General features: G+C 42.2%; 20 protein-coding genes, 4 tRNA genes and 1 other annotated feature. Of the genes, 23 read left to right on the top strand and 1 reads right to left on the bottom strand.

The genetic code is table 11. The features are described from left to right. Positions 1 to 60: 60 nt before the first annotated feature. From gdhA to NQ508_RS08675, 20 genes are all read left to right on the top strand, one after another. Positions 61 to 1,395, top strand: coding sequence for an NADP-specific glutamate dehydrogenase (gene gdhA / locus NQ508_RS08770; RefSeq protein WP_006427973.1), 1,335 nt, complete (start codon positions 61 to 63; stop codon positions 1,393 to 1,395). 439 nt (positions 1,396 to 1,834) lie between these two features. Then, positions 1,835 to 1,907, top strand: a tRNA-Val gene (locus NQ508_RS08765). Between the two features lie 21 nt (positions 1,908 to 1,928). Next, a tRNA-Met gene (locus NQ508_RS08760) sits at positions 1,929 to 2,002 on the top strand. A gap of 8 nt (positions 2,003 to 2,010) precedes the next feature. After that, positions 2,011 to 2,084, top strand: a tRNA-Met gene (locus NQ508_RS08755). 283 nt (positions 2,085 to 2,367) lie between these two features. Beyond that, on the top strand, positions 2,368 to 2,709 hold the full coding sequence (locus tag NQ508_RS08750) for a hypothetical protein (protein WP_044920243.1): 342 nt from the start codon (positions 2,368 to 2,370) through the stop codon (positions 2,707 to 2,709). A 41-nt stretch (positions 2,710 to 2,750) separates the two neighbouring features. Further along, a complete protein-coding gene (gene ispF / locus NQ508_RS08745) occupies positions 2,751 to 3,302 on the top strand; it encodes a 2-C-methyl-D-erythritol 2,4-cyclodiphosphate synthase (RefSeq protein ID WP_006427971.1) in 552 nt (183 codons plus the stop codon). A gap of 85 nt (positions 3,303 to 3,387) precedes the next feature. Continuing rightward, the gene (locus tag NQ508_RS08740) at positions 3,388 to 4,392 is read left to right on the top strand and encodes a GNAT family N-acetyltransferase (protein ID WP_006427970.1); all 1,005 of its coding nucleotides are present in this window, start codon (positions 3,388 to 3,390) and stop codon (positions 4,390 to 4,392) included. A 118-nt stretch (positions 4,393 to 4,510) separates the two neighbouring features. Next, a complete protein-coding gene (locus tag NQ508_RS08735; RefSeq protein ID WP_044920248.1) occupies positions 4,511 to 5,218 on the top strand; it encodes a response regulator transcription factor in 708 nt (235 codons plus the stop codon). A 49-nt stretch (positions 5,219 to 5,267) separates the two neighbouring features. After that, the gene (locus NQ508_RS08730; protein WP_006427968.1) at positions 5,268 to 7,298 is read left to right on the top strand and encodes a sensor histidine kinase; all 2,031 of its coding nucleotides are present in this window, start codon (positions 5,268 to 5,270) and stop codon (positions 7,296 to 7,298) included. 15 nt (positions 7,299 to 7,313) lie between these two features. Beyond that, positions 7,314 to 7,559 (top strand) — a binding site (T-box leader). 86 nt (positions 7,560 to 7,645) lie between these two features. Further along, the gene (gene epsC / locus NQ508_RS08725; protein WP_006427966.1) at positions 7,646 to 8,350 is read left to right on the top strand and encodes a serine O-acetyltransferase EpsC; all 705 of its coding nucleotides are present in this window, start codon (positions 7,646 to 7,648) and stop codon (positions 8,348 to 8,350) included. Further along, positions 8,347 to 9,753 carry a cysteine--tRNA ligase gene (cysS, locus tag NQ508_RS08720; RefSeq protein WP_006427965.1) on the top strand — a complete coding sequence of 469 codons (1,407 nt, stop codon included), beginning with the start codon at positions 8,347 to 8,349 and terminating at the stop codon, positions 9,751 to 9,753. Before epsC ends, cysS begins: the two co-directional genes overlap by 4 nt. Next, on the top strand, positions 9,738 to 10,181 hold the full coding sequence (locus NQ508_RS08715; RefSeq protein WP_006427964.1) for a Mini-ribonuclease 3: 444 nt from the start codon (positions 9,738 to 9,740) through the stop codon (positions 10,179 to 10,181). Before cysS ends, NQ508_RS08715 begins: the two co-directional genes overlap by 16 nt. Before the next feature lie 45 nt (positions 10,182 to 10,226). Next, positions 10,227 to 10,991: a 23S rRNA (guanosine(2251)-2'-O)-methyltransferase RlmB gene (gene rlmB, locus NQ508_RS08710; RefSeq protein WP_044920247.1), complete on the top strand. Its 765-nt coding sequence runs from the start codon at positions 10,227 to 10,229 to the stop codon at positions 10,989 to 10,991. Positions 10,992 to 11,060: 69 nt separating this feature from the next. Next, complete coding sequence (gene sigH / locus NQ508_RS08705; RefSeq protein ID WP_022416339.1) at positions 11,061 to 11,666, top strand: RNA polymerase sporulation sigma factor SigH; 606 nt, start codon at positions 11,061 to 11,063, stop codon at positions 11,664 to 11,666. A gap of 128 nt (positions 11,667 to 11,794) precedes the next feature. Then, positions 11,795 to 12,817 (top strand): UDP-glucose 4-epimerase GalE, encoded by a 1,023-nt coding sequence (galE, locus tag NQ508_RS08700; RefSeq protein ID WP_055193641.1) that lies wholly within the window; start codon positions 11,795 to 11,797, stop codon positions 12,815 to 12,817. A gap of 277 nt (positions 12,818 to 13,094) precedes the next feature. Next, positions 13,095 to 14,480 carry a melibiose:sodium transporter MelB gene (gene melB, locus NQ508_RS08695; protein ID WP_006427960.1) on the top strand — a complete coding sequence of 462 codons (1,386 nt, stop codon included), beginning with the start codon at positions 13,095 to 13,097 and terminating at the stop codon, positions 14,478 to 14,480. Between the two features lie 192 nt (positions 14,481 to 14,672). Then, positions 14,673 to 16,271: a response regulator transcription factor gene (locus NQ508_RS08690; protein ID WP_080543143.1), complete on the top strand. Its 1,599-nt coding sequence runs from the start codon at positions 14,673 to 14,675 to the stop codon at positions 16,269 to 16,271. Next, entirely contained in the window at positions 16,261 to 18,000 is a 1,740-nt protein-coding gene (locus tag NQ508_RS08685; protein WP_006427958.1) for a cache domain-containing sensor histidine kinase, read from the top strand. Before NQ508_RS08690 ends, NQ508_RS08685 begins: the two co-directional genes overlap by 11 nt. Then, positions 17,987 to 18,628, top strand: a complete 642-nt coding sequence (locus NQ508_RS08680; protein WP_006427957.1) for a hypothetical protein — start codon at positions 17,987 to 17,989, stop codon at positions 18,626 to 18,628. The genes NQ508_RS08685 and NQ508_RS08680 overlap by 14 nt, the downstream gene beginning before the upstream one ends. Positions 18,629 to 18,635: 7 nt before the next feature. Continuing rightward, positions 18,636 to 19,649, top strand: a complete 1,014-nt coding sequence (locus tag NQ508_RS08675) for a galactose ABC transporter substrate-binding protein (protein WP_155115991.1) — start codon at positions 18,636 to 18,638, stop codon at positions 19,647 to 19,649. Between the two features lie 74 nt (positions 19,650 to 19,723). Here the strand turns inward: NQ508_RS08675 and NQ508_RS08670 are convergent. Beyond that, a tRNA-Thr gene (locus NQ508_RS08670) sits at positions 19,724 to 19,796 on the bottom strand. A gap of 177 nt (positions 19,797 to 19,973) precedes the next feature. Here NQ508_RS08670 and NQ508_RS08665 point away from each other — a divergent pair. From NQ508_RS08665 to pdxR, 3 genes are all read left to right on the top strand, one after another. After that, positions 19,974 to 21,305: an MATE family efflux transporter gene (locus NQ508_RS08665; protein WP_006427955.1), complete on the top strand. Its 1,332-nt coding sequence runs from the start codon at positions 19,974 to 19,976 to the stop codon at positions 21,303 to 21,305. Between the two features lie 145 nt (positions 21,306 to 21,450). Continuing rightward, entirely contained in the window at positions 21,451 to 23,124 is a 1,674-nt protein-coding gene (locus NQ508_RS08660) for a glutamine--tRNA ligase/YqeY domain fusion protein (RefSeq protein ID WP_006427954.1), read from the top strand. Positions 23,125 to 23,183: 59 nt separating this feature from the next. Next, on the top strand, positions 23,184 to 24,581 hold the full coding sequence (pdxR, locus tag NQ508_RS08655) for a MocR-like pyridoxine biosynthesis transcription factor PdxR (RefSeq protein WP_006427953.1): 1,398 nt from the start codon (positions 23,184 to 23,186) through the stop codon (positions 24,579 to 24,581). Positions 24,582 to 24,605 lie beyond the last annotated feature (24 nt).

The raw sequence follows: 24,605 nt of genomic DNA, 5'->3' as shown, positions 1-24,605 counted from the left end.
ATTGTTGGACAGGGACGCTTTTGAAAAGGATACGTATATTATTTTAGGAGGTAGAAAGCTATGTCATATGTTGATGAAGTACTGGAGAAAGTAGTAGCTAAGAATCCTGCAGAGCCAGAATTCCACCAGGCAGTAAAAGAGGTATTAGAGTCATTAAGAGTTGTTGTAGAGGCTAACGAGGAGAAATTCAGAAAAGACGCTCTTCTTGAAAGACTTGTTGAACCTGAAAGACAGATCAAATTCCGTGTTCCATGGGTAGACGATAAAGGACAGGTTCAGGTTAATACAGGATACCGTGTACAGTTTAACAGCGCAATCGGACCATACAAAGGAGGATTACGTCTGCACCCATCTGTAAACCTTGGTATCATCAAATTCCTTGGATTTGAGCAGATCTTCAAGAACTCACTGACAGGACTTCCAATCGGCGGAGGTAAAGGTGGTTCTGACTTCGATCCTAAGGGAAAATCAGACAGAGAAGTAATGGCATTCTGCCAGAGCTTTATGACAGAACTTTGCAAATATATCGGAGCTGACACAGATGTTCCTGCAGGAGACATCGGAACAGGTGCAAGAGAGATTGGTTACATGTTCGGTCAGTACAAGAGAATCAGAGGCCTGTATGAAGGTGTTCTGACAGGAAAAGGATTAAGCTACGGCGGATCTTTAGCAAGAACAGAAGCTACAGGATATGGACTTCTCTACTTAACAGAAGAATTATTAAAGATCAACGGAAAAGACATCAAGGGAATGACAGTTGCAGTTTCCGGAGCTGGTAACGTTGCAATCTATGCAATCCAGAAAGCTCAGCAGCTTGGAGCTAAAGTTGTAACAGCAAGTGATTCTACAGGATGGGTATATGATCCGGACGGAATCGACGTTGCAGCATTAAAAGAAATCAAAGAAGTAAAACGTGCAAGACTGACAGAGTACAAGAACTACCGTCCTAATTCAGAATATCATGAAGGACGCGGTGTATGGTCTGTTAAGGTTGACCTTGCTCTTCCATGTGCTACACAGAATGAACTTCACCTTGAAGATGCAAAACAGTTAGTTGCTAACGGATGCGTAGCTGTATGCGAAGGTGCTAACATGCCTACTACATTAGAAGCAACACAGTATCTGCAGGAGAATGGTGTGATCTTTGCACCTGGTAAAGCTGCAAACGCTGGTGGTGTTGCTACATCTGCACTTGAGATGTCACAGAACAGCGAGAGACTTAGCTGGACATTCGAAGAAGTAGATGCAAAACTGAAGAACATCATGGTAAACATCTGCCACAACATGGACGATGCTGCAAAACGTTACGGAATGGAAGGTAACTATGTTGCCGGAGCTAACATTGCAGGATTTGAAAAAGTTGTAGATGCTATGACAGCTCAGGGAATCGTATAGAATTGGTATTTAATTTATCAGGCGACGGCTACTCGGACCGGAATAAAAGTTAGGAATCCTTTCCTGTTCAGGTTCCGTCGGCGGGTAATACTAAAGGGGCAAAATTCTGCTAAAAGCAGGCATTCAAAATTTGAAACTCGGCATACGCCTCAAACAGTCAAATTTTGAATACCTAACGCAGAATTTTGCCCCTTTAAGTATTACCAACACCTTCTCCACATTCACTGGAAAGGATACCCGACTTTTATTCCGTGGGTATCGGATGCCTGAAGAATTAAGTGCCTTATACTGCGTCCTTCAAGGACCGAGAGGTCAACCCAGTTAATAAATTAAATATCAATTGTAGAAATTATTTAAAAAATTTGAAAAAAGGTGTTGACTTTCCACGAAACCAATGCTATACTAACGAAGTCGGTTCGAGAGAGACGACAAAATATATGGGATCATAGCTCAGCTGGGAGAGCATCTGCCTTACAAGCAGAGGGTCATAGGTTCGAGCCCTATTGGTCCCATACATTTTCTAAATTGATTGTGGCGGGATAGCTCAGTTGGCTAGAGCACACGGTTCATACCCGTGGTGTCGCTGGTTCAAATCCAGTTCCCGCTACTCATTATGGCGGGATAGCTCAGTTGGCTAGAGCACACGGTTCATACCCGTGGTGTCGCTGGTTCAAATCCAGTTCCCGCTATTTTTTATTGCCATACATCTGTAAAAGTTGCCAGTGACAGCTTTCGGAGGTGGCAGGTTCTAAGTATATTGGTATACACAGCAAGAGAGTCGGAAAAGAATCCGGTTCTTTTTTTATGCCCAATTTACCTAACAAAGTATACAAGAAAAGTAAAATCGTTTATAATATTTTACATCGCCATGCGTTCGAAAGAAACTGCTGCCTGCAGGAACTGTCACTGCCAGTTCATTGCGGATGCTTTGGCGGATTCTACAGATATGGTAAGAACAGGAGGTTAACGAAGATGGTACCAAAGAGTAGTTTATTCATTCGCATTGTTGCGGGTGCATATGTAATATATTTAGGAGAAAAGCTGATCAACAGTTCACTTGCGGATAAACCGGAGAATTATATACTTTATATAGCGGCAGGCGTAATATTCGCATTGATTGGTCTTTACTGGCTGGTAGGATCCGGAATCAAGATGGTGAAAAAGGAATACCGGGACGACAGCATTAGGGGCCGTATGAATGAATCTGAGAATGAGACGGAAGAAGTAAAAGCAACAGAAGAAAATGAATCAGAAGAACCGGTGGAAGAAACAGAAGAAAGCGCTACGCCAGAAAATGACAAACCAGTGAGATAAAAGATTAACAAAAAGATAAACAAAAATAAGGAGGAGAATATATGCGCGTAGGTATGGGATATGATGTACACAAGTTAGTAGAAGGAAGAGATCTGATCCTTGGTGGGGTGAAGATCCCTTACGAGAAAGGACTTCTTGGTCATTCGGATGCAGATGTATTATTACATGCAATCATGGATGCGCTTTTGGGGGCTGCAGCGCTTGGTGATATAGGAAAGCATTTTCCGGATACAGATCCGGCGTACAAAGGTGCGTCCAGTATCAGGCTTTTGGAAGAAGTGGGAAGAATGATCGACGAGAAATTATATGTGATCGGCAATATCGATGCAACGATCATTGCGCAGCGGCCGAAGATGGCGCCGCACATTGAACAGATGCGGAAAAATGTGGCAGAGGCACTGCATATCGAGGTGGATCAGGTGAATATCAAGGCAACGACAGAAGAAGGACTTGGTTTTACTGGAACGGGAGAAGGAATTTCTTCACAGGCAATTGCAAGTCTGGATACGATCGCTAATTACAGTTACAGAGTCGGACCTTCAGAAGGTGGATGTGCCGGCTGTGGCGGATGTATGAAAGTGCAGGAAAGTTAGATAACGCAAAAATGATAAAAGCAGGCGGATAGACAGCAAATGCACAGAAGCAGATAGAAAAATAAGAGAAAAAGGGAAAAACAAAATGAAGATAAGAAAGCTGGAAACAGAAGAAAAACAGAACACGAAAAAGCTGTATGAAGAAGTGTTTTCAGAAGACAGCAAAAGTTTTGTTGATTATTATTATGAAGAAAAACTAAAAGACAATCAGATTTATGCAGTAGAAGAGGACGGAGAAATACAGGCTATGCTGCATCTGAATCCATATGAACTCGCGGTGAATGGCAGTAAAAAAGATGTGAATTATATCGTCGCCGTTGCAACGAGAGAATCTTACAGGAAACGTGGATATATGGCAGGATTGTTGAAACAGGCATTGAATGATATGTACGCAGACGGAGAGACGTTTACATTCCTGATGCCTGCATCAGAGAGCATTTATCTGCCCTTTGATTTCCGAACGGTATGTGAACAGAACCGGTCATATTATGATCCGGAGGAGGAAACAGAAGAAGGCGTGGTCATAACGGATGCAGTGAATGCGGATGCAGAAGAGATGGCGGCTTATATGGAAGCACAACTGACACAGTCATATCAGGTTTATGCAAAACGAAGCACAGCGTATTATGAACGCCTGATCAAGGAATATGCAAGTGATGGCGGAATATTAAAGATTTACAAAAAAGACGGTAAAATTACAGATATCAAGATCGCGGCAGAAGCGGAAGAGGTAGACGGCGGCAAACCAAAGATCATGATCCGTATCGTAGATGTCAGAAGAATGCTGATGTCATTGCGCCTGCAATCATTTATGGGTACATGCTTTACTGTAACGGATCCAATTATCGAAGAGAACAATCGTTGTGTGATGATCACGGGAACAGAATTCTCGGGTGTGATGCTGATGGATGGAAAGCCGGAGAACAGTGAAGGAACGATCACAGTGGGAGCACTTGCAAGCCTTGTATTCGGTGTAAAGACTGCAGAAGAAATCTGTGCGGATGGTGATGCAGTCATGTCGGAACGTATGAAAGAAGAACTTGGTAAGATCATACCATTGTCAAGGGTTTATCTGAACGAGACAGTGTAAAAAAGGAAGTGTCTTTCGTTTTTCTTTAGAATTTTCTGAAGTCCCCCTTAAGAAATGCCGGGTAATATAATAACAACAGAGGAAACAGCTGGAATTAGGAAAAAGGATGAAAAATAAGATGGAGATGAATCATGTACTGGTTGTAGAAGACGACAAGGAGATCAGAGAAGGTGTAGAGATATATCTGAAAAGTCAGGGGTATGAAGTATTCCAGGCAGCTGACGGTGTAGAAGGACTGGAAGTCATTGAAAAAGAAGACATCCATCTGGCAATTGTGGACATCATGATGCCGAGGATGGACGGAATCTCTATGGTGGTAAAGCTCAGGGAAAAATATGATTTCCCGGTGATCTTTCTTTCCGCAAAATCAGAAGAAGTGGATAAGATCATGGGACTGAATATGGGAGCCGATGATTACGTAACGAAACCATTTACCCCGATGGAACTGCTCGCCAGAGTCAACTCACAGCTTCGCAGATACCGCCGTTTTATGGAAAGGCTGGGAGATAAAGAAGAAAATTCCAGAATCCATACGATCGGCGGACTGGAGATCAATGAGGATAATGTAGAAGTGACCGTTGACGGCGAACCGGTAAAGATGACTCCGATCGAGTACAAGATCCTGCTGCTTCTGATGAAGAATCCGGGACGGGTGTTTTCTGCGGAGGAGATCTATGAGCGGGTATGGAATGAACGTGCGATCAACACCGATACGATTATGGTGCACGTCAGAAATATCCGTGAAAAGATAGAAGTAAATCCAAGAGAACCAAAATACTTAAAGGTGGTGTGGGGCGTTGGATACAAAATTGAAAAGCAGGCGTAAACTGGGAATTTTTCTGATAATTGTAACAATATTAAGTGCAGCATATGTCATGCTGTATAATTATGATGTGATTTATGAAAAAGCGGTCGAGGAAGCACAGAAGACTTATACGACGTCGCTTTCGGACAGGGAATATCTGGAAAGCTTTCTGGAATTCAGTTATATCCTTTATAATCAGGAGATATCATCCAAGACAGGAGAAGCCAAGATGTCACAGGATGAGATCAATGATGTGGCAGATGTGTGGATGGAGGATTATGAAGCATTATATCCTTATCTGGATTACCGGATCGAGGATGGATCGGGAACGGTTCTGGGACGAAGTACGGCGAATACCGGAAATGGTCTGACAGATGACAGCTTTAAAGAATATGCATTTGGTATGGTGCTGACTTACGATGAGCATGGCAACCCGGATGTGAAAGTTGTAAAGAGCGGCGAAAAGACAGCGCAGAGTATTGTTCTCAGAAAGATCATTGACAACTGGAGCGAGACGGTTGAGGACGCTACGCATGGAGAACTGAAGACGCCGAAAAACCGCACATACATCTACGGAATGAAGAAAAGCAGCATTGAACAGTATCTGAATCAATGGTACTGGTTCGGGGATGAAGCTCCGAATGATGCATGGTATATGATGCTTGCCTGCATGGCAGCAGTATGCGTGGCGGCATGGATTTTTGCACAGAGCGAGACACTGAAAATTGGTGGCGGAAAGATCTTCCGGCAGCCATTCGAGGTTGTTTTTGTTGTTGCGTCAATTACTCTTGGGATTCTGGATGATAAACTGAACTGGATCATAACCAGAGAAGAAGGCTTGCCGCAGCCAATGGATTTTGCAATCTGGGTCGGTGTATTTGCGGTCACATACTGGGTGACAACGTGTATCAGTGCGGTTCAGAAGATTGGGCTCAGAAAGTATGTCACGGAACGGACGCTGGTATGGCGGCTGTGGAAGGCGCTGAGGGAAGAAGCTCCGGCGGCTGCAGAAAGAGTCGGACGGGACGGTGGGAGACTGTACCGGAAGGTGAAAAAACTGGCCAACAGAGTATATGAGATTGTTACAGACATTGATTTTACCGATAAAGGAAGTAAGGCAATCCTGCGGATCGTACTGGTGAACTTTATCATCCTTGCTGTGACGAGTGTCTGGGTATATGGAATTATGGCACTGATCATTTATTCTGCAATCCTGTACTTTGTTTTAAAAAAATATTTTAATGAGGTGAAACGGAATTATCACAGACTTCTGGAAGCGACAAATGAGATTGCAGATGGCAATCTGGATGTAGAAATCGATGAGAATCTGGGTGTATTCGAGCCATTTAAAGAAGAAATCGAGAAGATCCAGAGCGGATTCAAGAAGGCGGTAGATGAGGAAGTAAAAAGCCAGCGTATGAAGACTGAACTGGTAACGAATGTCTCGCATGACCTTAAGACGCCGCTGACGGCGATCATCACCTATGTGAATCTTCTGAAGATTGAACAGGATCCGGAGAGACAGAAAGAATATATCGATGTGCTGGATAGAAAGTCTCTCAGACTGAAAGCACTGATCGAAGATTTGTTTGAGATCAGTAAAGCAAGCAGCAAATCCGTGAATCTGAACATTGCCAACATTGATATTGTGAATCTGTTCAAACAGGTGAAGCTGGAAATGGAAGAAAAGATCACGGAAGCGAATCTGGACTTCCGGCTGGATATTCCGGAGGATAAAGTGATCGTGGCACTGGACGGACAGAAGACATACAGGATCTTTGAAAATCTGATTGGAAATGCAGCAAAATACGCAATGCCTCATACGAGGGTATATGTGAAAATTGCGGCAGAAGACGGGGATGCGGTGTTCCAGATGAAAAATGTATCGGCAAACGAGCTTACATTTAACCCAGAGGAGATCACGGAACGTTTTGTCAGAGGGGATTCGTCAAGAAATACCGAAGGATCTGGACTGGGACTTGCAATCGTCAAAAGTTTCGTGGAGATTCAGAAAGGAAAATTCTGGATTGAGACGGAGGCGGATCTTTTTAAAGCGGAGATTCGCTGGAAACTGGTTGACAAAAAGGATGATATCGCATAATATATATTCTATATGAGAAAGACTTTGAACGGAAAGAGTAGCAGATGCGATGTGTCGAAAGAGAGAAACTGTCACCGGCTGAAAGCAGTTTTGGATTACAGCTTTTGTGAAGTGCGTCCGGGAGTCGGTCCGGTGAAAAAGATGAAAAGTGTCATAGCCGGATCCGGGATTACACACGTTACGTGTACTGAGGGAAGGATACGGGTAATATAACTGTATTCTTTAAAAAGAGTGGAACCGCGGATATACTTCGTCTCTTGTGTAAAGCAGGAGACGAAGTTTTTTTGTTTCTTGTATGTTAAAGCATGCAGGTTGGGCGGTAAACTTATAAAAAGGAGAGATCATAGATGGGCATCATATCATATGTCAATGAAGAAATCCAGGTAATACGGGAGCGGGATCCTGCAATTAAGTCAAATATGGAAGTGTTCCTGTATTCCAGCTTTAAAGCGATTCTTCATTACAGAATCGCACATAAGCTCTATCTGAAGAAACATTATTTCCTTGCAAGATGGGTATCGCAACGGGCAGCAAGAAAGACCGGGATTGAAATCCATCCGGGAGCGACGATAGGAAAAGGATTATTCATCGACCACGGAAGCGGAGTGATCATTGGTGAGACCGCAGAACTTGGAGATAATATCACGCTGTACCAGGGAGTCACACTTGGAGGAACCGGAAAGGAACAGGGAAAGAGACATCCGACGTTAGAAGATAATGTCATGGTCAGCGCAGGGGCAAAAGTACTTGGTTCTTTTACCATTGGAGAAAATTCCAAGATCGGGGCAGGATCTGTCGTATTAAAAGAGGTACCGCCGAACTGTACGGTCGTAGGTGTGCCGGGCAGAGTTGTTAAAATGAATGATGAGAAGATACCGAGACTCGACATGGATCAGGTACATCTGCCGGATCCAATTGAAAATGATATCAGAGCCCTGCAGGAAGATAATTTAAGAATGCACAGACAGATCCAGGAGATGGAAAAATGTATGCAGTGCTTAAAAGAGAATCCGATACCGGAAGAAAAAAAAGGAGGAAATATCAGAAAATGAAGATATTTAATACAATGACAAAGAAAAAAGAAGAATTTGTACCTTTGGAAGAAGGAAAGGTAAAGATGTATGTATGCGGACCTACCGTATACAATTTCATCCACATCGGTAATGCAAGACCGATGATCGTATTCGACACCGTAAGAAGATATTTTGAATATAAAGGATATGATGTAAATTACGTATCAAACTTTACGGATGTAGATGACAAGATTATCAAGAAAGCCATTGAAGAAGGCGTAACAGCCGACGAGATTTCCAAACGTTACATTGCAGAGTGCAAAAAAGATATGGATGGTATGAACATCAAGCCGGCAACCAAGAACCCTCTGGCAACCGAAGAAATCTGTGGTATGGTAGATATGATCCAGACACTGATTGACAAAGGATTTGCTTACGAGAAGAACGGTACCGTATATTACAGTACAAGAAAGTTCAAAGATTACGGTAAACTTTCACACAAGAATCTGGATGATCTGCGTTCCGGTGAGCGTTCCCTTCTGGTATCAGGAGAAGATGAAAAAGAAGATCCACTGGATTTCGTGCTCTGGAAACCGAAAAAAGAAGGAGAGCCAGCATGGGAGTCTCCATGGAGCGAGGGACGTCCGGGATGGCACATCGAGTGCTCAGAGATGTCTAAGAAATACTTAGGCGAGCAGATCGACATTCATGCCGGCGGCGAGGATCTTGTATTCCCACATCATGAAAATGAGATCGCACAGAGCGAAGCTGCCAATGGCAAAGAATTTGCAAGATACTGGATGCACAATGCATTCCTGAACATTGATAACAGAAAGATGAGTAAATCTCTCGGAAACTTCCGTACCGTACGTGAGATCAGCGAACAGTACGATCTGCAGGTACTTCGTTTCTTCATGCTGAGTGCACATTACAGAAGCCCACTGAATTTCAGTGCAGATCTGATGGAAGCATCCAAGAATGGTCTGGAGCGTATCGTAAATGCAGCAGATAATCTGAAGTTCCTTATGGAAAATGCAAAAGCAGAAGCAATCACAGATGCAGAAGCAGAAAACTTTGCAAAAACAGAAGAGTTTGTTGCAGGATTTGAAAAGGCAATGGACGATGACTTCAATACAGCAGATGCCGTTGCAGCAATCTTTGACCTTGTAAAATATATCAATACAACAACCGATGCAGAAAGTTCAAAAGAATATCTTCAGAAATTATTCGATCTGCTTGTGAAGTTAACAGGAGTTCTGGGATTGATCGTAGATAAGAAAGAAGAGATCCTGGACGAAGACATCGAGAAACTGATCGAGGAGCGTCAGGCAGCACGTAAGGCTAAAGATTTTGCAAGAGCCGATGCAATCCGTGATGAACTGTTAGAGAAGGGTATCATCTTAAAGGATACCAGAGAAGGAGTACAATGGAAAAGAGCGTAGAGTGGGAATTTGACACTTATATGCAGGAGATTTTCCAGATGAAAGAGGTGGATATCAAAGAATATTCACCTCTTACTTTGGCATATATCGGAGACTGCATTTATGATCTGATCATCAAAACGCTGGTGATCAATGAAGGAAACCGTCAGGTACAGAAACTGCACCAGAAGACCAGCTCTTATGTACAGGCATCCGCACAGTCGAAAATGATGCGTACAATGCAGGAACATCTGACAGAAGAAGAGCATGCCATCTATAAAAGAGGCCGCAATGCCAAGAGTGTATCGCCGGCGAAGAACCAGTCGATCACAGATTACAGACGTGCGACGGGATTCGAAGCCCTGCTTGGTTATCTGTATCTGAAAAAAGAGTGGAAAAGAATGCTGGAACTGGTTAAAATAGGTCTGGACAGTATCAAAGAACAATAAGGAGTGTCGAATATGAGTCACGATAAGAATGTACATGATAAGAAGATGCACGATAAAAAATCGTATGATAAGAAAGAAAATGAAAATATCATAGAAGGAAGAAATGCCGTCATGGAAGCATTTCGTTCCGGAAAACCGGTAGACAAGCTGTATGTACTGGACGGATGTCAGGACGGCGCAGTCAGATCCATCATCCGTGAGGCAAGAAAGCATGACACGATCCTGAACTTTGTGGAAAAGGACCGCTTAAACCAGTTGTCAGAGACCGGAAAACACCAGGGTGTGATCGCAAGTGTTGCCGCATATGAGTATGCAGAAGTAGAAGATATGTTAAAGCTTGCAGAAGAAAAAGGGGAAGATCCGTTCCTGATCATTTTGGATAATATCGAAGATCCGCACAATCTTGGTGCGATCATCCGTACCGCAAATCAGGCAGGTGCACATGGCGTGATCATTCCGAAGAGACGTGCAGTCGGACTGACGGCAACTGTGGCAAGAACTTCCGCAGGTGCGCTGAATTATACGCCGGTTGCAAAAGTAACGAATCTGGTAAAGACGATGGAAGATCTGAAGAAGAAGGGTCTGTGGTTCGTGTGTGCCGATATGGACGGCGATGTCATGTATGATGTCAATATGAAGGGGCCGATCGGTCTGGTGATCGGTAATGAAGGCGAAGGCGTGGGACGTCTGGTCAAAGACACTTGCGATTTTACCGCCAGAATCCCGATGAAGGGGGACATCGATTCCCTGAATGCATCGGTAGCAGCAGGTGTGCTGGCATATGAGATCGTAAGACAGCGGATGCAGTAAGAAAGTGAAGTACAGGCGATTGCCATAAGCAGATAAGTATAGAGTGAAATGTGGACTTCGGAGGAAAGTATGACAGAGTATAAAAAATTAACAGACGAAGAACTGATCCGCAGACTCCGCATGGGAGAAACCGGGATTATAGATTATCTGATGGAAAAATATAAGAATCTGGTCAGAAAAGAAGCCAATGCAATGTATCTGCTCGGCGGAGAGACAGACGACCTGATCCAGGAAGGAATGATCGGTCTTTTCAAAGCTGTTCAGGATTATGATGTGGATCAGGAAGCTTCTTTCTTCAGTTTTGCAAGACTGTGTGTGACGAGACAGCTCTATTCGGCAATCGAAGCTTCGAACAGAAAGAAACACAGCCCGCTTAACAGTTACATTTCTTTGTATGAAAGGGAAGATGGCGAAGGTTCTCTGATCGATATGATGGAATCAGAACATGAGACAAATCCGGAAGAACTGCTTGTCAGTCAGGAACATGCAAAGTCGCTGGAAGAACGGCTGGAAAAGGATTTAAGTGAACTGGAACGCAGAGTCTTGTATTTACACCTGATGGGGACCGATTATAAGACAATTGCAAAGCTTCTGGACCGGAGTCCGAAGACGATTGATAATGCACTTCAGAGGATCAAAGGGAAGATGCAGAGGATTCTGGAAAAGGAAAAATAGATATAATTAAAATACGATATGTCCAGAAGAAAAAAAGTGTATATTTTGTAGAGTTTTTTGTATGTACAGGAAAATTACAGATTCTTATAATGATATATGCAGTAAAGGTAAAAATAGGAGGTATCGTAATGACAAAGAAAATATTAATCACCGGAGGCGCCGGTTATATCGGAAGTCACACAGCACTGGAACTTTTGAATGAAGGATATGAAGTTGTTGTATATGACAATCTGTGCAATTCATCAAAAGAATCTTTAAAGAGAGTAGAAGAGCTTTCTGGAAAGCACATTACATTTTATGAAGGAGATGTAATGGATGAAACTGCATTGAAGGCAATGATGGAAAAAGAGGGTGTAGATGCGGTGATTCACTGTGCAGCATTGAAGGCAGTCGGAGAATCTGTACAGAAGCCATTAGAGTATTACCGTAATAATATAACAGGAACCCTGACACTTATGGATGTTATGAAACAGACAGGGGTTAAGAATATCGTATTCAGCTCATCTGCAACTGTATACGGAAGTCCGGAGGAGATGCCGATCACAGAGGAGTGTCCGAAGGGACAGTGCACGAATCCTTACGGATGGACAAAATCCATGATGGAACAGATCATGACGGATGTACAGAAGGCCAATCCAGATATGAATGTTATTCTTCTTCGCTATTTCAACCCGGTAGGAGCACATGAAAGTGGACGTATCGGAGAGGATCCGAAGGGAATCCCGAACAACCTGATGCCATATATTTCACAGGTGGCAGTAGGAAAGCTTGAAAAACTCGGCGTATTCGGAGATGACTATGACACACCGGACGGAACCGGAGTCCGTGACTACATTCATGTAGTAGATCTTGCAAAAGGACACGTAAAAGCAATTAACTATATCTTCAGCAATCCGGGACTTGATGTGATCAATCTTGGAACGGGTGTTGGATATTCCGTGCTTGATATGGTAAAAGCATTCGGCAAAGCATGTGGAAAAGAGATTCCATATGAGATCAAACCAAGAAGAGCCGGAGATATCGCGATGTGTTATGCAGATCCTGCCAAGGCAGCAAGAGTGCTTGGCTGGAAGGCTGAAAAAGGGCTGGATGAGATGTGTGCCGATACATGGAGATGGCAGTCACAGAATCCAAACGGATATGAAAAATAGAAATTTTTAAATAAGTTGGAAATACAATTTATATGCAGGGCAGTCTTTTCGCAGGCTGCCCTGTTTTTATTGCCATGTATTCGTAAGGAGCTGCCAGTGGCAGGTCCTGTAGATATCAAAGTATGCAAGAGAAGTTGCCGGTGGCAGGTTCGGTAGATACCAAATAGAAATTCATATTTTTTGAATAGAATATCAAATGTTCATATGCATTCCCAAATGTTAAACTTTATTCATGCTAAAGAGCTGTGCAGAAAAATGTAAGAAGGAGTAAAGAGGAATGGGAAATAACAGTAAGAGCAGTGTAGTATACCAGGGAAAGATTCCCGGAAGAGTAAAGTATACATTTGCATTTGGGGCATTGGGTAAGGATTTGATTTATGGAATGATCGCAACATTTTCGATGATCTATTTTACAGATATCATTAAAGTTGCACCGGCGTTTATTGGAACGATGTTCTTCGTGGCGAAGATCTGGGATGCGTTCAATGATCTGTTCATGGGAATGATCGTGGATAATACGAGAAGCCGTTTTGGAAAGTTTGTTCCGTGGCTTGTAATCGGAACGCTGATCAATGCGTTCGTATTTGTAACTGTATTTACAGATTTTCATCTGACAGGTGTGAAGCTTTGCGTCTTTGCGACGGTTGTATATATTTTATGGGGAATGACTTATACCATCATGGATATTCCATACTGGTCAGTGATTCCGAATCTGACTTCTGATCCACAGGAACGTGAAAAAGTATCGGTATTGCCAAGAATTTTTGCAAGTATCGGACAGTCACTGATCATTGCAGGCTTCGGTGTGCAGATTATTAAAGGACTTGGTGGTGATTACACAGGATATCACAGATTTGCACTGATCATTGCAGCAACATTTATTTTTACAATGGCTGTATGTGTGATCAATCTGCCGAAGATCCAGCATGATGTTGAGGAAAAGGACAAGATGAAATTCAAAGACCTCTTTACTGTCATTAAGAAGAATGATCAGTTAAGATGGGCAGTATTACTGATTCTTTTATATAACGTGGCAATTCAGGCAATCATGGGAGTTGCAACTTATTACTTCAGTTATGTATGTAATAATGCGGGAATGTTATCTGCATTTATGATCAGTGCATCGGTTGCAGAAGTAGTCGGACTTCTGATCTTTCCGAAGGTAACAAAGGTGTTATCCAGAAAGAAAGCGTTCCTGATGGCATGTGTACTCCCGCCAATCGGGTTGATCTTATTACTGATCGTTGGTATTGCATGCCCGAATAACATTGCGCTGACAGCAGTTGCAGGTGTGATCGTTAAGACAGGAACTGGTCTGGAACTTGGATGTGCGACTGTATTCCTTGCAGATGTTGTTGATTATGGTGAGTATGTTCTTGGAACGAGAAATGAAGGAGTGGTATTCTCTTTACAGACACTGATCGTAAAACTGACCGCAGCATTTACTTCACTGGCAATCGGATTTGTACTGGAACTTACCGGATATGTACCGAATGCAGTACAGTCGCTGGCAACACAGAATTCTATCCGTGTACTGATGTGTATCGTACCGACAATCGGAGTCATTCTGGCATACATCGTATATAAGAACAAATATAAATTAAGCGATGAATTTATGAAAAAAGTAGTGGCTAAGATTAATGGCTCCGGAGAGGAAGCATAAAAGGCGAAATACATAATCATAAGGCAAGCTGGATTTTAAATTAAAATCGGCTTGCCTTATTGCTGTATACGCAGGTACATTATATAATCTAAGAATACTTAACAGGTTACAAAAGCAACAGTAAATAAATACATTGATTGAGAAGAAACAGAAGAAAGACATGAAAAATAAGTTGGAAAATGGAGAGGAACCGTGAGGATATTTAGTATTATTCTGGCAGACGATGAACAGCAGATCCTGTATGGAATGAAAAAAGGAATTGAATGGGAAAAACTTGGATTTCGTGTGGCCGGAGTGGCACAGAATGGGAAAGAAGCATTGGAACTGATGGAAGAGGTGCATCCGGATCTGGTGATCAGTGATATTAAGATGCCATTTATGGATGGACTGGAACTGGCAAAGCATATCCATGAGGATTATATGAACACGAAAGTAATCTTATTCTCCGGATGGGATGATTTTGAATATGCAAGACTCGCAATCAGTTATGGGGTATCGGAATATATTATGAAACCCATCAACTATGAGGAGATGCAGAATCTTCTTATGAAGATGCACGAAGAACTCGATAAAGAATACAATGAAAAAATGAACCGTGCCCGGTTGGAACATGCCTATATGGAGAGCCTTCCGCTTTTGCGGCAACAGTTTTTTACTCGCCTGGTAACAGAAAAAATGAATAAAAATGAGTTGCAAAGTCAGATTGATAATCTGAAGCTGGAATTTACAGATGCAGTATATTCGGTTGTTGCCATGAAAGTGGGCAGAGGGGATGAAAAGGATGTACTGAGCGAACTGGCAGTGAAGCAGACCATAAAAGAGGCATTGGAAAAGATCGCACGTGTATACGAATTTGGTATGAGTGATAATGAGATATTCATTCTGGGCAGTAATAAAAAACATGATGTCGGAAGAATCACAAGGACGATTGATGAAGCAGTTGTTTTGATCGAACGTATTTTCCAAAGCAGGATTTCCTGCGGAATCAGTGTCAGCAGGGAGAAAATTGAGGATATGCCGTCATTGTATGAACAGGCACTTGAGGCACTGGATTACAATCTGGTAACGGTAGAAGAAAGTTATACGTATTATAATGACATCATGCCGGTGCAGGATGTCAAAGAAGACTGGAATACAAAAGTAGAGAATATAGGGAAAAATATCACACATTATACGGAAGAAGAGTTAAAAAGTCAGGTGGAAAGTCTGCTTGCATGGCTTCATAGGAGACAGTATTCGTTAAACGAATATCAGGTTCTGATCCTGGAAATTTCATTTTCATTCTCTAGATTTTACAAAAAATATCAGATCACATCGGATATGGAATTTGCAGGAACGAAGAAAATGGCAGTGAAGATTCTCTCGTTAAGTACAGGGGAAGAGCTGGATCACTGGCTGGTCAATTACTGTGAACTGATCCGGTCGCTGATTCAGAAAAAACAGATTGATAATAATGTCATCCTGGCGGAACATGCGCGCAAGATCGTAGAAGAGAGGTTTCCGGATCCTGACTTAAGTGTAGAGACCGTGTGTGGAAAGCTTCATGTCAGTTCATCGTATTTTTCGAAAATCTTCAAACAGGAAACAGGTGGAACATTTGTGAACTATCTGACCGGACGTCGGATGGAAGAGGCGAAAAAACTGCTTTTACAGACAGATTATAAGAGTCAGGTGATCGGAAATATGGTGGGATATCCGGAGCCAAATTATTTCAGCTATGTATTTAAGAAAAATTGTGGAATGTCTCCGGTAAAATACAGAAAACAGGGGGGAGATGCGGATGAAGGATAAAAAAGTAAGTATCCGCATTGTGTTCCCGTTCGTGATGTCTGTTTCCATTGCGGTCTGTATTATAAGCTGTATGTTTTTGTTTTCGCATTATTTTTCGGGATATTTTCAAAGAGATACTATTGAGAAAGTATCAAAACAGAAAAAAACGCTGGCCCAGGATTTAGAAGCGGAGATAGAGAATATCAATGAACTGATCAACTCGATTTATTATCAGGATATCCGGACCTATGATACGGCAACAGAAATGTTTCAAAGAGAAATGGAACAACGTATGGTGCGGGAATCAGAGGTGCTTTATAGCGCTGCAATTTACGATGCAGATGGAAGCAGTCTGTGGCATTCGGAAAAATTACCGGACAGGAATAAAGCAGAGGTAAAACAGGAAGCCTGGTTTCAAAATGCACAAAAGAATATAGAGACGATTCATTACGGAGAGAAGAAACTTGTACAACCGGACAAGGCAAGATACGTTTATGAAATCAGCCGTTACATAGAATATGTGGAAAATGGCAATATGAAGTCCGGAGTACTGCTTCTGGAGTATTATACGGATTCGATAGATGAGGTATTGCTGCATTATAAGAGTCAAAAATCGGCATACTGTTACCTTCTGGATACAAACCGGCGATTACTGTATCATCCATTTGAAAAAGAGATCGCTTCGGAAATGTATCAGGAAAAAACGGTGAAAGAGGCAATGGCCTGCAAGAATTATAAAATAGAAGAGCAAAGCGGAGGAAAATGGCTGATTGAGCGCCAGCAGATTGGATATACCGGATGGAATGTGGTACTCGTAAACTCGATGTCCAGTCTGGATTTTGAAAGTTATAATCTGCACTATGTTGCATGGTTTACTCTGCTGCTAGTTGGCGTGATATTAATTTTCCTGGATATTTTACTTTTTAGAAGCTTTACGGATCCGGTTTATCGTCTGCTTCAGACGATGCAGGAATTTGGAAAAGGCAATTATGATATTAAGGCAAAAGAAGAGGGAATCGGAGAACTGAAAAATCTCAGCGCACATTTTAATATCATGGCAGATAAGCTGCAGGAACAGATGGAAGAAATCCGAAGGAACGAACGCGAGCGTCAGCAGATGGAGAAGAAGTTGCTGCAGTCTCAGATTAATCCACATTTTCTGTATAACACATTGGACTCGATCATCTGGATGATACGAAGTGAGGAATATGAAGGGGCAGGAAAGATGGTATCTCTGCTTGCAAAGTTTTTCCGTATCTCTCTAAGTCAGGGAAAAGATATGATTCCGTTGGAGAAAGAATTGGAACATGCATCCAGTTATCTCGCAATTCAGAATATCCGATTTAAGGATAAATTTGAATTTCAGATAGAGGCAGATCCGGCATTGTTAAAATACTTGTGTCCGAAATTATCCATTCAGCCGCTGCTTGAAAATGCGATTTATCATGGCATGGAGGGAATGTATGAGGACGGAGAGATTACCATCCGGATCTATGATAGGGATGGAGATATTGGAATTGATGTAGCAGATAACGGACCTGGAATGACACAGGAAACCATAGATCATATCATGCACAACAAAGTAATTTCGAGCAAACGCGGATCGGGGATTGGTGTGCGGAATGTAAACGAACGGATCCAGCTGATCTACGGAGAGGATTATGGCGTAACCATCACGAGCGAACTGGATGAAGGAACGACAGCGACCATTACAATTCCAAAGATGGAGGAAACCGATGATGCAAGGTAGAAAAAAACATATATTGCTGATCCTTTTACTTCTTTTGATCGCATTTGTATCCATGCAGATGATGGCAGGCCAGAATTACACAGAGGAAAAGACGAGGATTACGGTGATCTTACCGAAAGACAGTCAGAATGAGCTGTATGGCCTGTTGGATGGAATACGGGACCAGGCTTATGATGACCATGTGAAATTGGATGTATGGTATAAAAGCAGACTGACGGAAAAAGCGTTTGATGAACTTGTGAAAGAAGAAATGGAGAATGGCTCTGAAGGGATCCTTCTTGTATATCCGGAAATGTATCTGGAGAAAAAGGAAGGCGGTTATAAGAAAAATAATCTTCTGGCAGTGACAGATACGATGCAGAGTGAGTTTAAGTATTATGCAGCTACTTTAAAAAGTAAGAAAGAACAATATCGTCTGCCGGTAGAAGATGCAGTGCTGGAGCAGGTGAGAAATGGGGAAAAACCATTCATTTATGTAGAAAATACATACAGACTTGGCTATGAAAGCATGCAGATGTTAGAAAAGAAAGGAAAGACAAAAGATATGAAGAATATTTGTCTGAAGCCGGTAAGACTGGATAAAGAAAGGATGGAAAGCGGTGAATATGATGCGCTGCTTTCAAGGTGATCGGAAGATGAAACACGGTAAAAAATGCAAGATAGATAAATACACCCTCATACTGATCGTTTTGCTCCTTCTTCTGACCGGACTTGTGATCGCATGGAAACTGCCGCAAAAAGAAGACCGGTATATACATGTCGGAATTGCAGTATATGACCGTAGCGATACATTTATGGAAAGTTATATCAGAGAACTGGAAGATAAGATAGGACAGACGAAAATACTTGGGAAAAAAGTATCTTATGAAATCTATGATGCAGAAGGGATCGGCAGCCGTCAGGAAAAACAGCTGCAGGAGATGTATGCTCAGGATTACGATGTGATGCTTGTAAATCTTGTAGAACCGGCGTCGGCGGCAAGTGTACTGACTGACGCCAAAGATGCAGACATACCAGTCATCTTATTTAACAGGGAGATTGATGAAAAGGACTTGAAAATATCGAAAAATGTCTGGTATGTAGGAACGGATGCCAGAGCGGCCGGTGTGATGCAGGGGGAACTGTTGAAAGATCTCTGGAAAAAACAAAGCAGAATACTCGACTGGAATGGAAATGGAATGCTGGATTATGTACTGGTAGAAGGAGAAGAATCACATTTTGATGCAATCCGCAGAACAAGCGGATTCCTGGAAACGGGTGCAGAACTTCCGTTGAATCAGAAGGGAAATATCCTGGCTGAATGGAAGAGAGAGCTGGCTTATGAAAAGTTTGCGGCATTAGATGACGAGGCAGTACAGAACGTAGAGGCTGTTATCTGCAATAACGATGATATGGCACTTGGGGTATATGATTATTACAAAGAAAAAAATCTGAAACTTCCAGTGATCATCGGGATTAATAACAGTGAAGAAATGCACCAGAAGATTATGTCGGGTGAAATGTATGGAACGATTGACAATAAGATGGAAGATCAGGTAATGGAAATATGCCGGCTGATGCAGGCAATTTTGAAAAAGGATACAGGATCATATCAGAAAGTGTGGTATAGTACGCCGAAGGCAATCGTTAAAGCGGAAGGAACAGAATGAAAGCAAAAGAAAAGAAGAACTAAAAAAATAAAAAACTCTGTAAATCAATCATGATTTACAGAGCTTTTCTTTTAAGCTGCCTAGCGGAATCGAACCGCCGACCTCCGCCTTACCAAGGCGACGCTCTACCGACTGAGCCAAGGCAGCATGCATAAGTGATATGCAACATTGATACTATACAATGAATCAGGTGATTTTGTCAATACATTTTTTTGTGATACCGGGAGAAAATCAAAAGAAATATAAAGAAAACATATTGCCGGAAAATGAAAATAGGAATAGAATAGTAATTTAGAACATGGTAGACAGAAGAGGGAGAGAAACATGAAAAAAATGAAGACAATGACAGAGGGCGTGATCTGGAAAGAAATACTTTTTTTTGCAATCCCGCTGATTCTGGGGAATTTGTTTCAACAGTTATATAATACGGTGGATTCGATTATTGTCGGCAACTATGTGGGAAGTAACGCACTGGCAGCAGTCGGATCCAGCGGTGCGATCATTAACCTGCTGATCGGTTTCTGCATAGGAGCATCGACTGGTGCAGGTGTTGTGATCTCGCAGTTTTATGGGGCTAAAAATACAGAAGGCGTGAGGAAGGCCGTACATACTACGATGGCGATCGCGCTGGTAGCAGGAGTGCTTCTGACTGTAATCGGAATTACAGTGACACCATCGATGCTGCGCCTGATGGGAACACCGGACAAGGTATTTGAACAGTCGGTAATCTATCTGCAGGTATATTTTGGCGGAAGTTTATTTTCGGTAGTTTACAATATGTCGGCGGGTGTTCTGAATGCCGTGGGCAATTCCAGACGTTCCCTGGTATACCTGATGATCGCAGCGATTTCAAATATATTCCTGGATCTGATCATGGTTGTCGGACTGAAACTTGGAATCGTTGGCGCGGCACTGGCTACGGATATCAGTCAGTTGATATCATGCATTTTTATATGGGGATTTCTGATCAGAAGTGAAGATGTATATAAGTTGAAGATTAAGGAAATCCGCTGCTATGACCATCTGCTTTCCAAAATCATCCGTATCGGAATCCCGACGGGAATCCAGAATATTGTAATTTCACTTTCGAATTTGATCGTACAGACGAGCGTGAATAGTTTCGGGGCAACGGTTATGGCCGGATTTGCAGCATATATAAAGATTGATGGATTTAACATCCTTCCGGTATTGAGCATCAGTATGGCCGCAACTACATTTGCGGGACAGAATATTGGCGCCAGAAAGCCGGACAGAGTCAGAAAAGGAATGTATATATCTACTGTGATGGGGGCTGGCTATTCGGTGTTAACCGGGATTATGTTGCTGATATTTGCTCCACAGGTGATAGGTGTCTTTACGACGAACCAGAAGGTTGTGGAGTATGGTGTATATATTATGAGGTATTTCTGTCCGTTTTACTGGATGCTTGGAATTCTGCATGTGCTGGGAGGAACGATACGAGGAACAGGCAAGACGATGCAGGCAATGGTCGTATTTCTGGTATCTTTGTGTGGATTCCGTGTGATATGGATCGCGGGAACAATGGCATGGACAAGAAGTCTCGGACATGTGATGATGTGTTATCCGACGTCCTGGCTTCTGGGAATGCTACTGATGCTTTTGTATGTAAGGAAAGGAAAATGGATGGATCTGTAAGGCCGGGCAAAATCCGTCTGTTCTAAAATCCGTACATTTGCGCTAAAGGTAATTGGGATAAAATAAAGTATCTTCCCTTGTTTCATCATATTTTTTATGATAAGATAATGAGCATAATGTATAGTTAAAACCTAAGGAGGATACCATGGGAGAAGAAACAACAGTTTCCAAAAATTTTATTGAACAGGAAATAGATAAAGATCTTGCAGAAGGAGTGTACAGTGAAGTATGTACAAGATTCCCACCGGAACCAAACGGATATCTGCATATCGGACATGCAAAGTCTATTCTTTTGAACTCAGGACTTGCAAAGAAGTATAATGGAACATTTCATCTGAGATTTGACGATACGAATCCGATGAAAGAAGATATGGAATTCGTAGAGTCTATTAAAGAAGATGTAAAATGGTTAGGCGCTGACTGGGGAGATCATCTCTATTTTGCATCTAACTATTTTGATCAGATGTATGAGTGTGCCGTAAAACTGATTAAGAAGGGAAAAGCATTTGTCTGTGATCTGACGGCAGAAGAGATGCGTGAATATCGTGGAACGCTGACAGAGCCTGGAAAGAACAGTCCGTACCGTGACCGTTCGGTAGAAGAGAACTTAAGACTTTTCGAAGAGATGAAAGACGGCAAGTATCAGGACGGAGAGAAAGTCTTACGTGCAAAGATCGATATGGCATCGCCGAATATTAACATGCGTGATCCGATCATCTACCGTGTGGCTCATATGACACACCATAACACCGGAGATAAATGGTGCATCTATCCAATGTATGATTTTGCTCATCCAATCGAAGATGCGATCGAACATATCACACATTCTATCTGTACGCTGGAATTTGAAGACCACAGACCATTATATGACTGGGTTGTGAAAGAATGTGAATTTGATCCGGCACCGAGACAGATTGAATTTTCAAAGCTGTATCTGACAAATGTCGTTACAGGTAAGAGATACATTAAGAAACTGGTTATGGATGGTATCGTAGACGGATGGGATGATCCGCGACTGGTATCAATAGCAGCCCTTAGAAGAAGAGGATTCACACCGGAATCTATCAAGATGTTTGTTGAGATGTGTGGAGTATCCAAGAGCCAGAGCTCTGTAGACTATGCAATGCTTGAGTACTGTATCCGTGAGGATCTGAAGATGAAGAAGCCTCGTATGATGGCAGTTCTTGATCCGATCAAACTGGTAATTGATAACTATCCGGAGGGAGAAGTTGAGTATCTGGATGTAGAGAATAACCTGGAGAATCCGGAACTTGGTATGAGAAAAGTGCCATTTGGTCGTGAGCTTTATATTGAGCGTAATGATTTTATGATCGAGCCACCGAAGAAGTATTTCCGTCTTTTCCCTGGCAATGAAGTACGTCTGATGCATGCATATTTTGTAAAATGTGTAAGTTACGAGACGGATGCCGAAGGAAATGTAACGGTTGTTCACTGTACTTATGATCCGGAGACAAAATGTGGAACAGGATTTACCGGACGTAAAGTGAAGGGAACAATCCACTGGGTAAGTGCTCCACAGGCAAAGAAAGCAGAAGTAAGATTATATGAGAATCTGATCGATGAAGAGAAGGGTGTATATAATAAAGAAGACGGTTCCCTGAATCTGAATCCGAATTCACTGCAGATTTTAAAGGAGTGCTATGTAGAAGACAGCTTTAACGAAGCAGGTCCGTGCGACAGCTTCCAGTTTGTAAGAAACGGATATTTCTGTATCGATTCGAAAGATTCTACACCGGAGAATCTGGTATTTAACCGTATCGTATCGCTGAAGAGTTCATTTAAGCTGCCTAAAAAATAAGAAATAATGAACAGTAGAATACATTAATAAAGATACTGTGATTAAGATGGAAAAATAAAATGAATGAATTAACGATAAATCTAGACAGTCGTTCGAAGAAGCCGCTGTATGAGCAGATTTATGATTATATCAAGTCTGATATCCAGAACGGGAGGATTCCTTACGGGGAAAAACTCCCGTCTACCAGGGCTTTGGCAAAGCATCTGGAAGTCAGCCGCAGCACGGTTGAACTGGCATATGAACAATTATTATCAGAAGGATATATTGAATCTGCCCCATACCGCGGTTTTTTCGTGGCTCAGATTGATGAATTATATCAACTGAAAAAAGAAGAAAAGAAGTCCGAACGGAAAATAGAAAAGAAAAAAGTGTATCAATATGATTTCACGCCGAATGGAGTTGATCTGAACAGCTTTCCGTATAATGTGTGGCGAAAACTGTCAAAAGATATCCTGATGGATGACAGGACAGAATTATTCCGTACAGGGGATCCGCAGGGCGAATATGGTTTCCGGAGTGCTATCAGTAATTATCTGTATCAGGCGCGGGGAGTGGACTGTACACCGGATCAGGTTCTGATCGGCGCGGGGAGTGATTATATTCTGATGTTGCTTGGTATGATCCTCGGAACAGAACATATGATCGCATTTGAAGATCCGACTTATAAACAGGCATACAGAGTGATCCATACACTTGGGTATGAGACGGTTCCTGTGGCGATGGACAGACATGGTATGAAAATACAGGATCTTGAAAGTACGGGAGCTGATATTGCTTATGTAACGCCATCCCATCAGTATCCGACCGGGATTGTTATGCCGATAGGAAGAAGAATGGAGCTTTTGAAATGGGCATATGAAAAAGACGGAAGATATATTATAGAGGATGATTATGACAGTGAATTCCGCTATAAAGGGAAACCGATTCCGGCATTACAGGGATATGATGCGGAAGATAAAGTCATTTACCTTGGAACATTCTCCAAATCCATCGCACCCGCAATACGTCTGAGTTATATGGTATTGCCAAAAGATATTCTGAAAGCATATCGGAAGAAGGGAAGCTTTGTGAATTCTACGGTATCAAAAGTGGATCAGACGATTGTGCAGCACTTTATTGAAGAAGGATATTATGAACGCCATCTGAATAAGACCAGGGCGTTATATAAAAACAGGCATGATGTGTTGATCGAAGCTTTGAAACCACTGGGAGATATCTGTGAGATATCGGGGGAACATGCAGGGGTTCATATCCTGTTAACATTTAAAAACGGACAAAAAGAAAGAAATCTGATCGAGAAGGCGAAAAAAGCAGATATCCGGGTATATGGGCTTTCTGATTACCGGATTCGCAAAGATGAAAAGGAAAAAGCAACCATCCTTCTGGGATATGCGAATATGAGAGAAGAAGATATCAAAGAAGCTGTGGCAATTCTGAATCAATGCTGGAGAAAATAGAAAGTGTTTCCAACATTTTAGAAA

Source organism: Dorea longicatena, from assembly GCF_025150085.1.
GTDB lineage: Bacteria > Bacillota > Clostridia > Lachnospirales > Lachnospiraceae > Dorea_A > Dorea_A longicatena.
Note: the sequence above shows the minus strand (reverse complement) of the source record. Positions and strands in the feature narration are given on the sequence as shown.

Coding starts and splice junctions, on each gene's coding strand:
- NQ508_RS08715 (WP_006427964.1), top strand. CDS start 9,738: ATGGAAAAGAGCGTAGAGTGGGAATTTGACACTTATATGCAGGAGATT.
- epsC (WP_006427966.1), top strand. CDS start 7,646: ATGGGCATCATATCATATGTCAATGAAGAAATCCAGGTAATACGGGAG.
- NQ508_RS08675 (WP_155115991.1), top strand. CDS start 18,636: ATGAAACACGGTAAAAAATGCAAGATAGATAAATACACCCTCATACTG.
- pdxR (WP_006427953.1), top strand. CDS start 23,184: ATGAATGAATTAACGATAAATCTAGACAGTCGTTCGAAGAAGCCGCTG.
- NQ508_RS08740 (WP_006427970.1), top strand. CDS start 3,388: ATGAAGATAAGAAAGCTGGAAACAGAAGAAAAACAGAACACGAAAAAG.
- rlmB (WP_044920247.1), top strand. CDS start 10,227: ATGCACGATAAAAAATCGTATGATAAGAAAGAAAATGAAAATATCATA.
- cysS (WP_006427965.1), top strand. CDS start 8,347: ATGAAGATATTTAATACAATGACAAAGAAAAAAGAAGAATTTGTACCT.
- NQ508_RS08665 (WP_006427955.1), top strand. CDS start 19,974: ATGAAAAAAATGAAGACAATGACAGAGGGCGTGATCTGGAAAGAAATA.
- NQ508_RS08660 (WP_006427954.1), top strand. CDS start 21,451: ATGGGAGAAGAAACAACAGTTTCCAAAAATTTTATTGAACAGGAAATA.
- NQ508_RS08750 (WP_044920243.1), top strand. CDS start 2,368: ATGGTACCAAAGAGTAGTTTATTCATTCGCATTGTTGCGGGTGCATAT.
- galE (WP_055193641.1), top strand. CDS start 11,795: ATGACAAAGAAAATATTAATCACCGGAGGCGCCGGTTATATCGGAAGT.
- melB (WP_006427960.1), top strand. CDS start 13,095: ATGGGAAATAACAGTAAGAGCAGTGTAGTATACCAGGGAAAGATTCCC.
- NQ508_RS08735 (WP_044920248.1), top strand. CDS start 4,511: ATGGAGATGAATCATGTACTGGTTGTAGAAGACGACAAGGAGATCAGA.
- NQ508_RS08685 (WP_006427958.1), top strand. CDS start 16,261: ATGAAGGATAAAAAAGTAAGTATCCGCATTGTGTTCCCGTTCGTGATG.
- ispF (WP_006427971.1), top strand. CDS start 2,751: ATGCGCGTAGGTATGGGATATGATGTACACAAGTTAGTAGAAGGAAGA.
- sigH (WP_022416339.1), top strand. CDS start 11,061: ATGACAGAGTATAAAAAATTAACAGACGAAGAACTGATCCGCAGACTC.
- NQ508_RS08680 (WP_006427957.1), top strand. CDS start 17,987: ATGATGCAAGGTAGAAAAAAACATATATTGCTGATCCTTTTACTTCTT.
- gdhA (WP_006427973.1), top strand. CDS start 61: ATGTCATATGTTGATGAAGTACTGGAGAAAGTAGTAGCTAAGAATCCT.
- NQ508_RS08730 (WP_006427968.1), top strand. CDS start 5,268: ATGCTGTATAATTATGATGTGATTTATGAAAAAGCGGTCGAGGAAGCA.